This window comes from Geodermatophilus sp. URMC 60 (assembly GCF_053502585.1).
Genome location: NZ_CP199958.1, coordinates 4,730,832 through 4,745,512, shown reverse-complemented (window position 1 = coordinate 4,745,512; position 14,681 = coordinate 4,730,832). Strand labels below are relative to the sequence as shown.

The 14,681-nt window shown below is 76.8% G+C and carries 12 protein-coding genes; 3 read left to right on the top strand and 9 right to left on the bottom strand.

All coding sequences use genetic code 11. The features are described 5' to 3' along the window. Positions 1–263: 263 nt before the first annotated feature. The 3 genes from ACWIX3_RS22325 to ACWIX3_RS22315 all read right to left on the bottom strand — a co-directional run bounded on the left by ACWIX3_RS22325 (position 264) and on the right by ACWIX3_RS22315 (position 3,775). Positions 264–764, bottom strand: a complete 501-nt coding sequence (locus ACWIX3_RS22325; protein WP_448609540.1) for a hypothetical protein — start codon at positions 762–764, stop codon at positions 264–266. Between the two features lie 108 nt (positions 765–872). Then, positions 873–2,492, bottom strand: coding sequence for a DEAD/DEAH box helicase (locus ACWIX3_RS22320; protein ID WP_448609539.1), 1,620 nt, complete (start codon positions 2,490–2,492; stop codon positions 873–875). Between the two features lie 221 nt (positions 2,493–2,713). Next, positions 2,714–3,775, bottom strand: a complete 1,062-nt coding sequence (locus ACWIX3_RS22315; RefSeq protein ID WP_448609538.1) for a GlxA family transcriptional regulator — start codon at positions 3,773–3,775, stop codon at positions 2,714–2,716. A gap of 72 nt (positions 3,776–3,847) precedes the next feature. Between ACWIX3_RS22315 and ACWIX3_RS22310 the strand changes: the two genes are divergently transcribed. Further along, on the top strand, positions 3,848–5,167 hold the full coding sequence (locus ACWIX3_RS22310) for an MFS transporter (protein ID WP_448609537.1): 1,320 nt from the start codon (positions 3,848–3,850) through the stop codon (positions 5,165–5,167). Between the two features lie 33 nt (positions 5,168–5,200). Here ACWIX3_RS22310 and ACWIX3_RS22305 read toward each other — a convergent pair whose 3' ends face one another. The 4 genes from ACWIX3_RS22305 to ppk2 form a co-directional block, all read right to left on the bottom strand. Next, positions 5,201–5,515, bottom strand: a complete 315-nt coding sequence (locus ACWIX3_RS22305; protein WP_448609536.1) for a hypothetical protein — start codon at positions 5,513–5,515, stop codon at positions 5,201–5,203. 135 nt (positions 5,516–5,650) lie between these two features. Beyond that, positions 5,651–7,273, bottom strand: coding sequence for a GMC family oxidoreductase (locus tag ACWIX3_RS22300; RefSeq protein WP_448609535.1), 1,623 nt, complete (start codon positions 7,271–7,273; stop codon positions 5,651–5,653). Continuing rightward, positions 7,270–8,772: an aldehyde dehydrogenase family protein gene (locus ACWIX3_RS22295; protein WP_448609534.1), complete on the bottom strand. Its 1,503-nt coding sequence runs from the start codon at positions 8,770–8,772 to the stop codon at positions 7,270–7,272. Before ACWIX3_RS22295 ends, ACWIX3_RS22300 begins: the two co-directional genes overlap by 4 nt. A gap of 133 nt (positions 8,773–8,905) precedes the next feature. Further along, the gene (gene ppk2, locus ACWIX3_RS22290; protein WP_448609533.1) at positions 8,906–9,838 is read right to left on the bottom strand and encodes a polyphosphate kinase 2; all 933 of its coding nucleotides are present in this window, start codon (positions 9,836–9,838) and stop codon (positions 8,906–8,908) included. A gap of 41 nt (positions 9,839–9,879) precedes the next feature. On the opposite strand from ppk2, the gene ACWIX3_RS22285 reads away from it, so the two are divergent. Then, entirely contained in the window at positions 9,880–12,963 is a 3,084-nt protein-coding gene (locus ACWIX3_RS22285; protein ID WP_448609532.1) for a sacsin N-terminal ATP-binding-like domain-containing protein, read from the top strand. A gap of 83 nt (positions 12,964–13,046) precedes the next feature. Here the strand turns inward: ACWIX3_RS22285 and ACWIX3_RS22280 are convergent, their stop codons facing one another. Both ACWIX3_RS22280 and ACWIX3_RS22275 read right to left on the bottom strand, forming a co-directional pair. After that, on the bottom strand, positions 13,047–13,409 hold the full coding sequence (locus ACWIX3_RS22280; protein WP_448609531.1) for a hypothetical protein: 363 nt from the start codon (positions 13,407–13,409) through the stop codon (positions 13,047–13,049). A gap of 183 nt (positions 13,410–13,592) precedes the next feature. Next, positions 13,593–13,886 carry a hypothetical protein gene (locus tag ACWIX3_RS22275; protein ID WP_448609530.1) on the bottom strand — a complete coding sequence of 98 codons (294 nt, stop codon included), beginning with the start codon at positions 13,884–13,886 and terminating at the stop codon, positions 13,593–13,595. A 236-nt stretch (positions 13,887–14,122) separates the two neighbouring features. Between ACWIX3_RS22275 and ACWIX3_RS22270 the strand changes: the two genes are divergently transcribed. Beyond that, on the top strand, positions 14,123–14,488 hold the full coding sequence (locus ACWIX3_RS22270; RefSeq protein ID WP_448609529.1) for an STAS domain-containing protein: 366 nt from the start codon (positions 14,123–14,125) through the stop codon (positions 14,486–14,488). The last annotated feature ends 193 nt before the right edge of the window (positions 14,489–14,681 follow it).

The following is a 14,681-nucleotide window of genomic DNA, read 5'->3' as shown; positions in this document are numbered from 1 at the left end:
CCGACGGGACCCCGCCCCGTCGGCGGCTCCCCGTTGACCCCGATGCTGCAGGGGTCAAGCACCCGGGGGGAACCCCCCGACCCGGGGGGCACGACGGCGCGGGCACTCCCATCACGCTGCGGCACCGCTTGACTACTGTGCCGCGCGTCCCCGGGTCGACCGACGGCGCAGCCCACTCCGGTGGCGGCGCATCGACGGCTCTCCCGGCTGCCGCGCAGGGGGAACGCAGGGGGCCGGGGAGGTCGTCCCCGGCCCCTGCCGCGTCACTCGGCGCGGGCGGCCGCCCTCGCGACCTTCTTGTTGGCCTTGGCCAGGGTCTTCGCGGCCTTGCGCACCCGGCGCGGCTGCCGGTCCAGCGTGCCGCTGGTGAGCAGGCCGAGGCCGATGCCGAGCAGCCACACGTCCTTGGCCACGGTCAGCCCCTCCTGGGTCGGCGCCAGGCTGCCCGGCTTCCGCATGCCGGGGGTGTTCAGGTAGAGCCCGAGCAGCCCGCCGGAGAAACCGGTGAGCAGGGCGCCGGCCACCGCCGTCGGCACGAAGGGGGTCAGCAGGGCGGCGCCGATGCCCACCTCCGCGTAGGAGAGGACCTTGGCGAACTGCCGCGGCTCGATGCCCTTGAGGAAGGGGTAGGTACCCGAGGCGAAGCCGTGCAGGCCGGCCGCAGTGGCCTCGTCGGCGCCGCGCTTGCCCAGGCCGCTGTTGAGGATGAACGCACCGGCCGAGACGCGGGGCGCGATCTCGGACAGGGTGATGGGCAGTGCCATGGTGCTCCCTCGCTGGTCGCAGACGGTCAGGGCCTGGCCTTGCCCTGGTCGAGGGGTCCAGTGCCCACCAGCCGGGGCGTCAACCGTCGTCGCCGGCCGGGCCGCCGGTCAGCGGCCCCCGCGGCGGGACCGGCCGCTGAACGACGCCGCCGAGTGCATTCCGGCGCGCGCGGCGAGCTCGGCCCGGGTGCGTGCCGGACCCGACGTCCGGCCCTGGCCGCGCGAGGACGACGCCGTCCCGCCGCCCGACGGGGTGCCGGCCTGGCCGGCGGAGCGTCCGGAACCGCCCCCGGACCGGCGGCGCCGACCGCCGCCCTGGCCCTGCGGCTGGGGCTCGGCCGTGGGTGCGGGCTCGACGTACGGCGCGGCCGGCCCGGTCAGCACGGCGATCTCCGCGGCTCCCGGGCGCACGGCGCTCACCGTCGGCGTGATGCCGGCCTGCCGGGCGAGGGTGCGCACCTCGCCGGCCTGGTCCGGGGTGGAGACGGTGACCACGGTGCCGCCGGCGCCGGCCCGGGCGGTGCGGCCGGAGCGGTGCAGGTAGGCCTTGTGCTCGGCCGGCGGGTCGACGTGGACGACGAGCGCGACGTCGTCGACGTGGATCCCGCGCGCGGCGATGTCGGTGGCGACCAGCACCCGGGTGCTGCCGGTGCTGAACGCCTCGAGGTTCCGCTCGCGGGCGTTCTGGCTGAGGTTGCCGTGCAGGTCGACGGCGGGGACGCCGGCCGCGGTCAGCTGCTTGGCCAGCTTCTTGGCCTGGTGCTTGGTGCGGGTGAACAGCACGCTGCGGCCCAGCCCCGAGGCCAGCTCGCGGACGACGGCGGCCTTGTCGCCTGCCTCGACGCGGAGGACGTGGTGGGTCATCGTGGCCACCGGCGCGACCGCGGGGTCGACCGAGTGCGTCGTGGGCCGGGACAGGTAGCGCTTGACGAGGACGTCGACGCCGTTGTCGAGGGTCGCGGAGAACAGCAGCCGCTGGCCGGTGGCCGGAGTGCGGTCCATCAACCGCTTGACGCCGGGCAGGAACCCGAGGTCGGCCATGTGGTCGGCCTCGTCGAGGACGGTGATCTCGACGGCGGAGAGGTCGCAGTGGCCCTGGCCGATGAGGTCCTCGAGCCGGCCGGGGCAGGCGATGAGGACGTCGATGCCGCCGGCGAGCGCCTGCACCTGCGGGTTCTGGCCGACACCGCCGAAGACGGTCGTCGCCCTCATGCCGAGCGCGCGGGCCAGCGGGTCGACGACGGCGAGCACCTGGTTGGCCAGCTCGCGGGTCGGCACCAGGACCAGCGCGCGCGGCCGCTTGGGCTGCCGGCGGCTGTCGGAGGCGGCCAGCCGGGCGACCAGCGGCAGGCTGAAGGCCAGCGTCTTGCCCGAGCCGGTGCGCCCGCGGCCGAGCACGTCACGCCCGGCGAGGGTGTCGGGCAGCGTGGCCACCTGGATCGGGAACGGTGCGGTGATGCCGCTGGCGGCGAGCACCTCGACCAGCGGGGCGGGGACGCCGAGGTCGGCGAAGGTGGCGTCGGTGGGGAGACCCGCCGGGGTGGTGGGGTGGGCGGACGGCAGAGCGTCGGCGCCCACCGGGACGACGGGCGCGGGCGCCGGGGCCTCGGGGGTCGGCTGCTGCTCGGTGCGCTGGCCGGTCGCGGGGCGGCTGCCCCCGCCGCGGCCACCGCGACGGCGACGGCGGGTGCCCGCGGAGGCAGGCGTGGAGGCGTCGTGCGAGGTCATGGGGTGTTCCTCAGTGCTCGGTTCGCCGTCGGGCGACCCGGGCGGAGTGCGCGCCGGCGCGCCTGCGCGGAGCAGGGCGGCGCGTCGTCCAGCGGGACGTCGGACAGCCGGGCGCGCCGGGGTGGCGCTGCCGCAGCCCGACGTCGAGTCCCGCGCCCCGGATGGGCAGCAGGGCAACGCCGGTACTGCTACTCAACCAGATGCGGCGCCGATCTGTGCCGTCAGACGGGGGAGGGGCCGGTCACACCGCGACCGCGGTAGCTGCGCCGGTAGGTGCCCGGCGCTACCCCGATGGTGGCCCGCAGGTGCTGGCGCAGGGACGCCGGTGTGCCGAACCCGGCGTCGGCGGCGACCCGGTCGATCGGCGCGTCGGTGGACTCCAGCAGCTGCCGCGCCAGTGCCAGCCGCTGCCCGGCCAGCCAGCGCAGCGGCGACAGGCCGGTCTCGTCGCGGAAGCGGCGGGTGAAGGTGCGCACGCTCATCCGCGCGTGCCCGGCGAGGTCGGCCAGCGTGAGGGGATCGGCCAACCGCTCGACGGCCCAGGCGCGGGTGGCCGCCGTCCCGACGTCGCCGACGTCGGGGAGCGGCCGCTCGACGAACTGGGCCTGGCCCCCCTCGCGCCACGGGGCCACGACGTTGCGCCGGGCCACCCGGTTGGCCACCTCGAAGCCGTGGTCGCGGCGGACCAGGTGCAGCAGCAGGTCGATGCCGGCGGCGTTGCCGGCGGAGGTCAGCACGTCGCCGTCGTCGACGAAGAGCACGCCGGGGTCGAGGCGGACGGCGGGGAACAGCCGGCCGAAGGCCTCGGCGTGCATCCAGTGCGTGGTGGCCGGGCGCCCGTCGAGCAGACCGGCCGCGGCGAGCACGAAGGCGCCGGTGCAGATCGACACCAGCCGCGCGTGCCCGGCGGCGGCCTGCAGGGTGTCGCCGAGGCCGTCGGGGAGCGTGCCGTCGGTCATCGCCGGGCCGCCGTGCACCCCGGGGACGACGACCGTCCCGGCGGAGGCCAGCAACGAGGCGTCGTGCTCCGGCGTGATCGAGTACCCGGCGGAGGTGCGGACCGGCCCGCCGTCGAGCGTCGCCACCCGCACCCGGTAGAGCCGGTGCCCGCCGGCGTCGACCGCGGACTCGAGCAGCCGGTGGGGCAGGCCGAGCTCGAAGGCGATGGAGCCGGGTAGGGCCAGGACGGCGACGTCGTGGGAGCCTGCCCCGGCCGGGCTCGGGCCGGGTGTCGTGGCCGGGCTCGGGCCGGGTGTCGTGGCCGGGCTCGGGCCCGCGGTCATGGCCGGATCCTTGCACGTGTTGGCCGCCGGGCCACTGTCCCGCCGTCGGCGGCATCCGCCATGCTCGTCGTCGTGACGAGCACCGCCGCGCCGCGCACGCACCGGGTCCACCCCGCCTGGTGGGTCGCCGGGGTGACCTTCCTCGCCCTGGTCGGCGCCGCGGCGTTCCGGGCGGTGCCCGGCGTGCTCATCGAGCCGCTGCGCGCGGAGTTCGGCTGGTCGGTCACGACGATCTCGGCCGCCGTGGCGGTCAACATGGCGCTCTACGGGCTGACCGCGCCGTTCGCCGCCGCGCTGATGGAGCGCTTCGGCATCCGCCGCGTCGTCGTCGCGGCGCTGCTGCTGACCGCGACCGGCAGCGGTCTCACCGTGTTCATGACGGCGAGCTGGCAGCTGGTGCTGCTGTGGGGCTTCCTCGTCGGGCTGGGCACCGGCTCGATGGCGCTGTCGCTGGTGGCGACGGTGACCGGCCGCTGGTTCGTGGCCCGCCGCGGCCTGGTGTCGGGGATCCTCACCGCCGGCGGGGCGACCGGGCAGCTGGTGTTCCTCCCGCTGGTCGCCTGGGCGGACGCGAACTGGGGCTGGCGCTCGGCGTCGCTGGGCACCACCGCGGCCGCGCTGGCCGTCGTCCCCCTGGTGCTGTGGCTGCTGCGCGACCGGCCGCGCGACGTCGGCGTCGTCCCCTACGGCGGGACGGCGGCCGACGACGCCGACCCGGTGCGCACCGGCGCGGCCCGGACGGCGCTGCGCGGGCTGGTCACGGCCGCACGGACGACCCCGTTCTGGCTCCTGGCCGGCGGGTTCTTCATCTGCGGGCTGTCGACCAACGGGCTGGTGCAGCCGCACTTCATCCCGGCCGCGCACGACCACGGCATGCCGGTGACCACCGCGGCCGGGCTGCTCGCCGTCGTCGGGATCTTCGACATCGCCGGCACGGTGCTGTCGGGCTGGCTCACCGACCGCACCGACCCGCGGGTGCTGCTGCTGGCCTACTACGGCCTGCGCGGGCTGTCGCTGTTCCTGCTGCCGGCCCTGTTCGGGCCCGACCTGCACGTCAGCATGGTCGCGTTCATCGTCTTCTACGGCCTGGACTGGGTGGCCACGGTGCCGCCGACGCTCGCGCTGTGCCGTGAGTTCTTCGGCCCGCGGGCGCCGGTGGTGTTCGGCTGGGTCTTCGCCTCGCACCAGGTCGGGTCGGCCTTCGCGGCCTTCGGGGGCGGCGTGATCCGCGACGTCACCGGCTCCTACGACCTGGCCTGGTTCCTCGCGGGTGCGCTCTGCATCGCCGCAGCGGCCATGTCCTTCCTCATCCCGCGTCGTCCGCCGGCCGTGGTCGGGACGGCCCTGCCCACCGACCGGGAGGAGGCGGCCGCCGCACAGGCCCACGGCTGAGGAAGGACCCCGTCCTCCCCACCCTTCGCAGGCTCAGGGCGGGACCCGGGACGGGGCCGGCCGGCACTCGGTCCGGCGCCGTTCGGCGGCCAGGCCCTCGCCGAAGCCGTGGGCGTACCAGAGGGGCGCGTTCAGCCGGAGGCCGCTCGGGGGAGCACCCGGCCGGTCCGCCCACAGCAGACGGGCGAACTCCGCGGGCTCGCGGCCCCGGCAGCACGTCGACTGCGGGCCGACCGAGCCCGCCGGTTCGATGGCCGCGGCCAGACCGCCGTCCACGCGGCCCAGCGAGCGGGCGGCCTCCAGCAGGAGGAGGTAGGGCCAGGACTCGGGTGGCCGTCCGGTGCTCACACCCGTCCGAGCGTCGAGGCGCCCCGACGGATACACCGGGCGAGGAGTTCTGCGGTCGGGAGGACGGTGCACGCGGTGCGCTCGAGGGGAGCCGCACCGTCCGGACCCGCAGCGGCGTGCCGGCGGCCAGGGCCTTCAGGCGGTGCCGGTGAGGGTCGGGTCGACGGTGCGGCCGGTGATCAGGTCGGCCGCCCGCTCGGCGATCATGATCGTCGGGGCGTTGGTGTTGCCGCGCACCAGCGTCGGCATCACCGAGGCGTCGGCCACCCGCAGCCCGTCGATGCCGTGCACCCGCAGCTGCGGATCCACCACCGCGTCGTCGTCGGTCCCCATCCGGCACGAGGACACCGGGTGGTACAGCGACTCGAGCGTGTCGCGCACCGACTGCCGCAGCCCCTCCTGCGAGTGCACCGTCCCACCGGGAGACCACTCCTCGGCCAGGACGGCGGCCAGCGGGCCGGACGACGCGATCTCGCGAGCCCTCTCGACCCCGCACACCAGCGCGTCGAGGTCGCGCTCGTCGGTGAGGTAGCCGGCGTCGATGGCCGGCGCCCAGGTCGGGTCGGCCGAGCGCAGCCGCACCGAGCCGCGGGAGTGCACCCGCACCAGGACGGCGGCGGCGGTGAACGCGTCGACGTCGGGGTCGACCTCCGCCTGCCGCCAGAACTTGACCGGCAGGAAGTGGAACTGCAGGTCGGGTCCGGGCAGGTCCGGCCGCGAGCGGGTGAACAGCCCCGCCTCGGCCAGGTTGGAGGTCAACGGGCCGCGGCGGACGCCGAACCAGCGCGCGTAGCCCGACGGCGACTCCGCCCGGAACAGCGACCTCCCCGAGCGGGTGTGCCAGATGACCGGCACCAGCGGGTGGTCCTGCAGGCCGCCGCCGACGCCGGGCAGGTCGGAGACGACGTCGACGCCGACCTCGCGCAGGTGCGCCCCCGGCCCGATGCCGGAGAGCATCAGCAGCTGCGGGGAGTTGACCGCCCCGCCGGCCAGCACGACCTCGGCCGCGGCGTGCGCGGTGTGGGTCCGCCCGCCGGACCGGTACTCGACGCCGGTGGCCCGCCCGCCCGAGACGAGCACCCGGGTCGCCAGCGCACCGGTGCGGACCGTCAGGTTCGGCCGGCCCGCGGCGGGGTGCAGGTACGCGTCAGCGGCCGACCAGCGGCGGCCGCGGCGCTGGGTGAGCTGGTAGAGCCCCACGCCCTCCTGCGTCGCGCCGTTGAAGTCGTCGTTGCGCGGGTACCCGGCGGCGACCGCCGACTCCACGACGGCCCGTGACCAGGCGTGCGGCGAGCGCGGGTCCTCCACCCGCAGGGGCCCTCCGACGCCGTGGAAGCGGTCCGCGCCGCGGGCGTTGTCCTCCATCCTGCGGAACAGGGGCAGCACGTGCTCGTAGGACCACGACGGGTCGCCGGTCAGCTCGGCCCACTCGTCGTAGTCGCACGAGCCACCCCGGACGTAGATCATCGCGTTGATCGACGAGGACCCGCCCAGCAGCTTGCCGCGGGGCCAGAACAGCCGCCGCCCGCCCAGGCCCGGCTGCGGCTCGGTGGTGTAGTTCCAGTCCCGCCGGGTGCGCCAGACCTTGTACAGCGCGGCGGGGACCCGCACCTCCAGGACGTCGTCCGAGCCGCCGGCCTCCAGCAGCAGCACGCGCAGCGACGGGTCCTCCGACAGCCGCCCGGCCAGCGCGCAGCCGGCCGAGCCCGCGCCGACGACGACGACGTCGAACTCCTCGGTGCCCCCGGAGGCGGTCACCGGTGTCGGCCGTGCACGAGACCCATCACGCGGGCCAGCGCGTCGGCGGCCGCGGCCGGCCGGGTGAAGCTCATCAGGTCGACCGGCAGCCCGAACCGCCGGCAGGTGATGGCCTTGGCGCGGGTGAACTCGCGCAGCCCGTCCTCGCCGTGGATCCGGCCGAAGCCGCTCTCCCCCACGCCGCCGAAGGGCAGCGCCGGCACCGAGGCGAAGGTGAGCACCGAGTTCACCGAGGTCATGCCGCTCCTCATCCGGCGGGCGAGGTCCATGGCCCGCACCCTCGACCGGGAGAAGACCGCACCGGCCAGCCCGTGCGCGTTGGCGTTGGTGCGCTCGAGGGCCTCCTCGGCGTCGCGCACCCGCGTGATGGTCAGCGTCGGGCCGAAGGTCTCCTCGCACACCGCGGCGGAGGTCTCGGGGACGTCGAGCAGCACCGTCGGCGCCACCATGCGGCCCTCGACCGTGCCGCCGGCGGCGATCCGCGCGCCCGCGGCGAGCGCGTCGTCCAGGTGCCGGCGGACGACGTCGGTCTGGGCGGCCATCGTCATCGGGCCGTAGGCGGCGGCGTCGTCGGTGCCCGGGCGCAGTTCGCGCACCTTCTCGGTCACCTCGGCGACGAAGGCGTCGTAGACCCGCTCGGTGGCGTAGACCCGCTCGATGCCGATGCAGGTCTGCCCGGCGTTGCTCATCGCGCCCCACACCGCGGCGTCAGCGGCGGCGGCCACGTCGGCGTCGTCGTCGACGATCATCGCGTCCTTGCCGCCGAGCTCCATGAGCACCGGCGTGAGGGTCTCGGCGCACGCGGTCATGACCCTGCGACCGGTGGCGGCCGAGCCGGTGAAGGCCAGCTTGCCCACCCCGGCGCGGCACAGCGCCGCGCCGGTCCCACCGAGGCCGGTCACGACCGAGAGGACGTCGGGGGCGTCGGGCACCGCGGCCCGCCAGGCGTCGGCCAGCCACACCCCCACGGCCGGCGTGTGCTCCGACGGCTTGAAGACGACGGCGTTGCCGGCGGCCAGCGCGTAGGCGATCGAGCCCATCGGCGTGAACACCGGGTAGTTCCACGGGCCGATCACGCCGACGACGCCGAGCGGCTGGTACTCCAGCCACGCCGCGTGGTTGGCCGCCAGCAGGCCCGGGCTGACCCGTCGCGGCCCGAGCACCTTGCGCGCGTGGGTGGCGGCCCAGGCCAGGTGGTCGACGGCCAGGGTGATCTCGAGGATCGCGTCGGCGTGCGGCTTGCCGTTCTCCCGGTGCACCAGGTCGGCCAGCTCGTGCATCCGGCGGGCGAGGTAGCCGCGGTAGGCCGCCAGCCGCTGCCTCCGGCCGTCGAAGCCGAGGTCGGCCCACGCCGCGGCGGCGACGCGGGCGTGGTCCACGGCCGCGCGGACGTCGTCCGGCCCGTGCACGGGGAAGACCCCGACGACCGCACCCGTCGCGGGGGCCGTCGACTCGAAGGTCTCGGTGGCGCGGCGTTCCGACTGCTCGGCGAGCGACATGGGAATGCAGGTTACCCGCGGGTAGCCGCTGCTCCTCGGCCCCGCCCCGAGCGTGCGAGGGCAGCCGGCCCCGTCCAGGAGCTCGTCGCGAGCCTGCGAGCGACGAGGACGGGGTCCTTCCGGAGGTCCCCGATCAGCGGGCCGCCGCCAGCTCCTCCCGCTCGAGCGCCTCGCGGTCGGACTCCAGCACGTCCGCCGCGGCGACCACGATGTTGGGGTCCGGCCGCCCCACGACCGCCTCGTCCTTGCCCTCGAAGGGCAGCGAGTGCAGGACGTGGCGCAGCGCCTCGAGCCGGGCCCGCTTCTTGTCGTTGCTCTTGATCACCGTCCACGGCGCGTGCCCGGTGTCGGTGGCGGCGAACATCGCCTCCTTGGCCGCGGTGTAGTCGTCCCAGTGGTCCAGCGAGGCCAGGTCGGTGGGGGAGAGCTTCCACTGCCGCACCGGGTCGATCCGCCGCACGATGAACCGGGTGCGCTGCTCGCGCCGGGAGACCGAGAACCAGAACTTCACCAGCCGGATGCCGCTGTCGACGAGCATCCGCTCGAACTCCGGCGCCTGGCGCATGAACCGTTCGTACTGCTCGTCGGTGCAGTAGCCCATGACCCGCTCGACGCCGGCGCGGTTGTACCAGGACCGGTCGAACAGGGCGATCTCCCCGGCGGCGGGCAGGTGCTGCACGTAGCGCTGGAAGTACCACTGGGTCCGCTCGCGCTCGGAGGGCTTGTCCAGCGCGATCACCTTCGTGCCGCGCGGGTTGAGGTGCTCGGTGAAGCGCTTGATCGTGCCGCCCTTGCCGGCGGCGTCGCGGCCCTCGAAGAGGACGACGAGCTGCTGGCCGGTGTCCTTCACCCAGCCCTGCAGCCGCAACAGCTGGATCTGCAGCCGGCGCTTCTCCCGCTCGTACTCCTTGCGCGGCAGCCGCTCGCTGTACGGATAACCCTCCCGCCAGGTCTCGACCCGCCTGCCGTCGGGGCCGAACAGCTCGCCGTCGTCGTCCCAGTCCTCGTCGGAGTCGTCGTCGGGGAGGGCCTGCAACCGGTACTGGGACACGTCGATCTCGGACACGCACCACGGATACCCCGCCACGCCGCTGCCATGCTGGCGGCGTGGCTGACCCCTCCGATGCCTCGGGAGCCGACCCCTCCGACGCCTCGGGAGCCGACCCCTCCGACGCCTCGGGAGCCGACCCCTTCGACACCGCCGGGCTGCGGCGCCGGGTGCTCGCCGCCTGGACCGACTCCCCGGCCCGCTTCCGCGAGGACGCCAACGCCGAGGAGGACCTCGTCCGCGGCGGCTACCGCGACCGGCTGCTGGTCGAGCTGGCGCAGAACGCCGCCGACGCCGCCGTCCGGGCCGGCGTGCCGGGGCGGCTGCGGCTGGAGCTGGCCGACGACGGTGCGGGGGGAGAGGTGCTGCGGGCGGCCAACGCCGGCGCCCCGCTCGACGCCGCCGGCGTGCAGGGCCTGGCGACGCTGCGCGCGTCGGCCAAGCGCGACGAGCCGGCTTCGGTCGGCCGCTTCGGCGTCGGCTTCGCCGCCGTCCTCGCGGTCACCGACGAGCCCGCCGTGCACTCCACCACCGGCGGCGTGCTGTTCAGCGCCGACCGCACCCGCGCGGAGGTCGCCGGCATCCCCGCGCTGACCGGGGAGGTGGCCCGCCGGGACGGCGCGGTCCCGGTGCTGCGGCTGCCCTGGCCGGCCGGTGGGACGCCCCCGGAGGGTTTCGCGACCGAAGTGGCGCTGCCGCTGCGCGCCGGGTCGCGGGCCGCCGTCCGGACCGCCCTGGAGGAGCTCGACCCCGAGCTGCTGCTCGCGCTGCCCGGGCTGGCCGCGGTCGACGTCGTCCTCGACGGGACGGCGCGGTCGCTGGCCGTGCGGTACGCGGGCACCCGGGCCCGGCTGACCGACGGCGACCGGACGACGACCTGGCGGCTCGAGCGGCGGGACGGCGTGCTGCCCGAGGAGCTGCTCGCCGGGCGGCCGGTCGAGGAACGGGAGCGCCGCGCCTGGACGCTCACGTGGGCGGTGCCCCTGGACGACGACGGCCGCCCGGTGGCCCTGCCGCTGCCGCAGCGGGTGCACGGCCCGACGCCCAGCGACGAGCCGCTGACCCTGCCCGCCCGGCTGATCGCGCCGTTCCCGCTGGGCGCCGACCGGCGGCACGTGCTGCCCGGGCCGGTCACCGACGAGCTGGTCACCGCGGCCGCCGCTGCCTACGCCGACCTGCTCGCGGGGCTGGCCGACGAGGCCGGCGGGGACGGCGCGGTGCTCGCACTGGTGCCGCGCATCGGACTGGCCGGCGCCGAGCTCGACGCCGCCCTGTGCACCGCGGCGCTGGAGCGGCTGCGGGAGACCGCGTGGCTGCCGGTGGCCGGGGCCGAGCCGGACCGGCAGACCCCGGGCCGGGCCGCGGTGCTCGCCGAGCCGACCGAGGAGCGGGTGGCCGCGCTGACCGGCGTCCTGCCCGGGCTGCTGCCGGCGGGCTGGTCCGGCAGGAGGGACCAGCCCGCGCTGGCCGCGCTCGGGGTGCGCCGGGTGGGCACCGCCGAGGTGGTGGAGGCGGTGCGGGGCGTCGCCCGGCCGCCGTCGTGGTGGGCACGGCTCTACGTCGCGCTGGACGGTGCCGAGCGTGAGGAGCTGGCTGCGCTGCCGGTGCCGCTCGCCGACGGCCGCACCGCCCACGGGCCGGCCGGGGTGCTGCTCCCCGACGAGGGGCTGCCGGTGGCGCGGCTGGGGCCGCTGGGTCTGCGGGTGGCCGATCCCGACGCGGTCGCACCGGCCGCCGCCCGACGGCTGCTGGAGCGGCTGGACGCCCGCCCCGCGACCGCGGCCGCGGTGCTCGACGACCCGGAGGTGCGGGCGGCGGTCGAGGCCTCGGTCGACGCGGCCGACGACGACTGGGACGCCGACCGCGGCCCGGCCGGGTTCGCCGACGCCGTCCTGGCGCTGGTCGCCGCGGCCGGCACCGCGCCCGGTGAGCTGCCGTGGCTGGCCGAGCTGGCGCTGCCCGACGCCGACGGCGGCTGGGCGCCGGCCGGCGAGCTCGTGCTGCCCGGGTCGCGCTTCGGGGCGGTGCTGGCCGAGGGGGCGCTGGGCGTGCTGGACCCCGCGGTGGACGCCGACCCCGACGTGCTGCGCGCGGTGGGCGTGCTCGACGGTTTCGCGCTGATGCGCGCCGAGGACCCTGACGAGCTCGACGTCGACGGTGCCCAGGACTGGGCCGACGCCGTCCTCGACCGGCTGCCCGCCGGCGCGCCCGCACCCTCCTGGCCGCCGCTGACCGCCGTCCGGGATCTCGAGCTCGTCGCCGACTGGGCCGGCGCCCTGCCCCTGCTGGCGGAGCTGCCTGCCGAGGCATGGGCCGACGTCGTGCTCGGCGGGGTGCCCGTGCCCGGCTACCTGCGCTGGTGGCTGGGCAGCCACCCGGTGCTCGGCGGGCGGCGTCCGGACCGGGTGCGGCTCCCGGAGGCGACGGAGTTGCAGGGGCTGTACGAACCGGCCGACGCCGCGCCGGCCCTCCTCGACCTGCTGCGGCCGCCGGCCTCCGTGGACGACGTGCTGGCCGACGTCGACGGCGCGCTCGACCTGCTCGACCGGCTCGGCGACCCTCGCCGGACGGTCGCTCCCGCGGTGCTGCGGACCGTGCACGCGCGGCTCGCCGCGGCGCTGAGCGGCGTCGACGTGGACCCGCCGGCCCGGGTGCGCGTGGCCCCGGACCGCGTGGTGCCTGCCGCGGAGGCCGTCGTGCTCGACGCGCCGTGGCTACAGCCACTGGTCGGTTCCGCGCTCGTGCCCGCCGGTGGGGCCCCGGGGCCGGTCGCCGATCTGCTGGACCTGCCGCTGGCCGGCGAGGTGGTGCGGGCCCGCGTGGAGAGCCGCCCGGCGCGCACGGTGCGCTGGGCCGACGTCCCGGGGGCGGGGCTGGCGGCCGCCCGGCTGGGGCTTGCCGAGCTCCCGGGTGAGGTCGCCGTCCACGAGCCGCTGCGCGCCGACGGCCGACCGGTGCCGTGGTGGCCGGGCGGGGGTCCGAGGGGCGACCACCCCGACGCCGTCGACGGCACGCCCGCCGCGCTCGGGCGGGCGCTGGCCTGGCGCGCCGGGGTGTGGCCGCTGCGCCAGGCGCTGGCCGAGGCGTTCGCACACCCCGACCGCGCCGCCGCGCTCGCCGCCGAGGACGCCGTCGGCCCATAGCGCGGGTTGACGGCGCCTCCCGTCGGCCCCCTTGCAGGGTCCCGCCGCGAGCGCGCGAGTGGCGGGGGGCAAGGGGTCCTCTTTCAGTGCCAGCGGGGCGCGGCCATCGCGCCGGGCGCGTGCCCGTGCGCCGACGGCCGGCCGTTCCGCCCGCCGGCCGCGGCCGGGCCGGGGACGTGCCCCGCCGCGGCGGAGCAGCGGTGCAGCGACAGCCACTGCTCGGCGGTCAGGTCGGCGGCGCGGGTGGTGGGCGGCAGGCCCTCCGAGCGCAGCCACCGCGCACCGGCCGTGCCGGGCAGGACGGCGCGCAGCGCGGCGCCGAGGGCGGCGCCGGGCCGGGCGAGGACGGCGTGCGCCAGACGGTCGAGGTCGGCCGCCTCCGTATCGGGGAGGGCGGCGCGGGCGGTGGCGGGGGCGCCGTCGAGGGTGCGGTGCGGGCGTGACAAGGAGACCTCCGGAGGAGGGCAGGGCTGCGCGACCGCAGCCGGTCGGGAGAGCGGGCGGAGGCGCCGGCGCATGAGCGGGGCGCGGACGGCGGGGAGCAGGGCTCGACCCGCGGACGTCGTGGAGGATCGATCAGGACCGCATGCGGACGACGCTACGGGCCCGCCGCGGACCCGTCGAGCGGATTACCGACCGGCGGAGCGGTCGGCCTTGCGCTGCTGGTGGGCCTCCCAGCGGGCGCGGTCGCGGGCCCGGGCGTCCTTCGTCCTCTCGCGGCGCGCGGCACGACGGCGGGCGCGGGCGAGCTCGCGCTGCTCGAAGGAGGAGTGCTGTTCCCACCCGCTGGCCAGCGCCGCGACACCCCAGAGGCAGAGGCCGAAGATGGCGAGGAAGGAGGCGAGGATCGGGTCGAGCAGCAGGAAGGCCGCGACCGAGCCGGCCAGCCAGACCCCACCCCACCCGATCAGTCGCCGCGACACGCCGCCCAGTATCCCCGCGCGCCGGCGGGCCGGTCGCCGCACCCAGGCCGGGGCCGCGGGAACACCCACCCGACGGCCCCGACGCCCCCCGTTGCTCTTGATTCCGCGGACCGGGGTCCCTACGGTCAGTGGAGCGGTTCAACAGTCAGCCGCGGCACAGATGCCGGACTCCGCGTCGTGCCACGGCTGCCGCCGTGGTCCTCCGCACGGGTTCGCTTCCTCTTGAGAGGCGCACCGTGACCGCTGCCCCCGCGAACGACCTGGTCTCCATCCACGTGACCGGTTCCGCACCCGCCGGCGTCCTGCTCACCGTCACCGGTGAGGTCGACTCCTCCACCGCCCCCGCGCTGCGCGCAGCCGTCGACACGGCCTTCGCCGACGGCGTCCCGGCGCTCACCGTCGACCTCGACCGCGTGACCTTCCTCGACTCCGCCGGCCTGTGCGTGCTGGCCGGCGCTCACCGCCGCGCCGTCCAGGAGGGCGTGGTCCTCCGAGTGGTCGCCTCCAGCCGCGCGGTCGTCCGGCCGCTGCAGATCACCGGCCTCTACGACCTGCTCGCCGTCGAGCACGTCGCATCCGGCGACGGAACCGGCGCGGCCTGAGCAAGGACCCCTGGAAGGACCCCGTACTCCTCATCGCTCGCGACGAGCCTCTGGACGGGGCCGTCCGCCCTCGCACGCTCGGGGCAGGGCCAGGACGGGGCCGCCGCGACCTCCCCGCCGCCCGTCCCCCTCGACGGACCCGCTCGACAGCGGGCCCGTCGCGTCGTCGAGAAGTTGGTCTCCGCAACCCATA

Coding starts and splice junctions, on each gene's coding strand:
- ACWIX3_RS22325 (WP_448609540.1), bottom strand. CDS start 764: ATGGCACTGCCCATCACCCTGTCCGAGATCGCGCCCCGCGTCTCGGCC.
- ACWIX3_RS22320 (WP_448609539.1), bottom strand. CDS start 2,492: ATGACCTCGCACGACGCCTCCACGCCTGCCTCCGCGGGCACCCGCCGT.
- ACWIX3_RS22315 (WP_448609538.1), bottom strand. CDS start 3,775: ATGACCGCGGGCCCGAGCCCGGCCACGACACCCGGCCCGAGCCCGGCC.
- ACWIX3_RS22295 (WP_448609534.1), bottom strand. CDS start 8,772: ATGTCGCTCGCCGAGCAGTCGGAACGCCGCGCCACCGAGACCTTCGAG.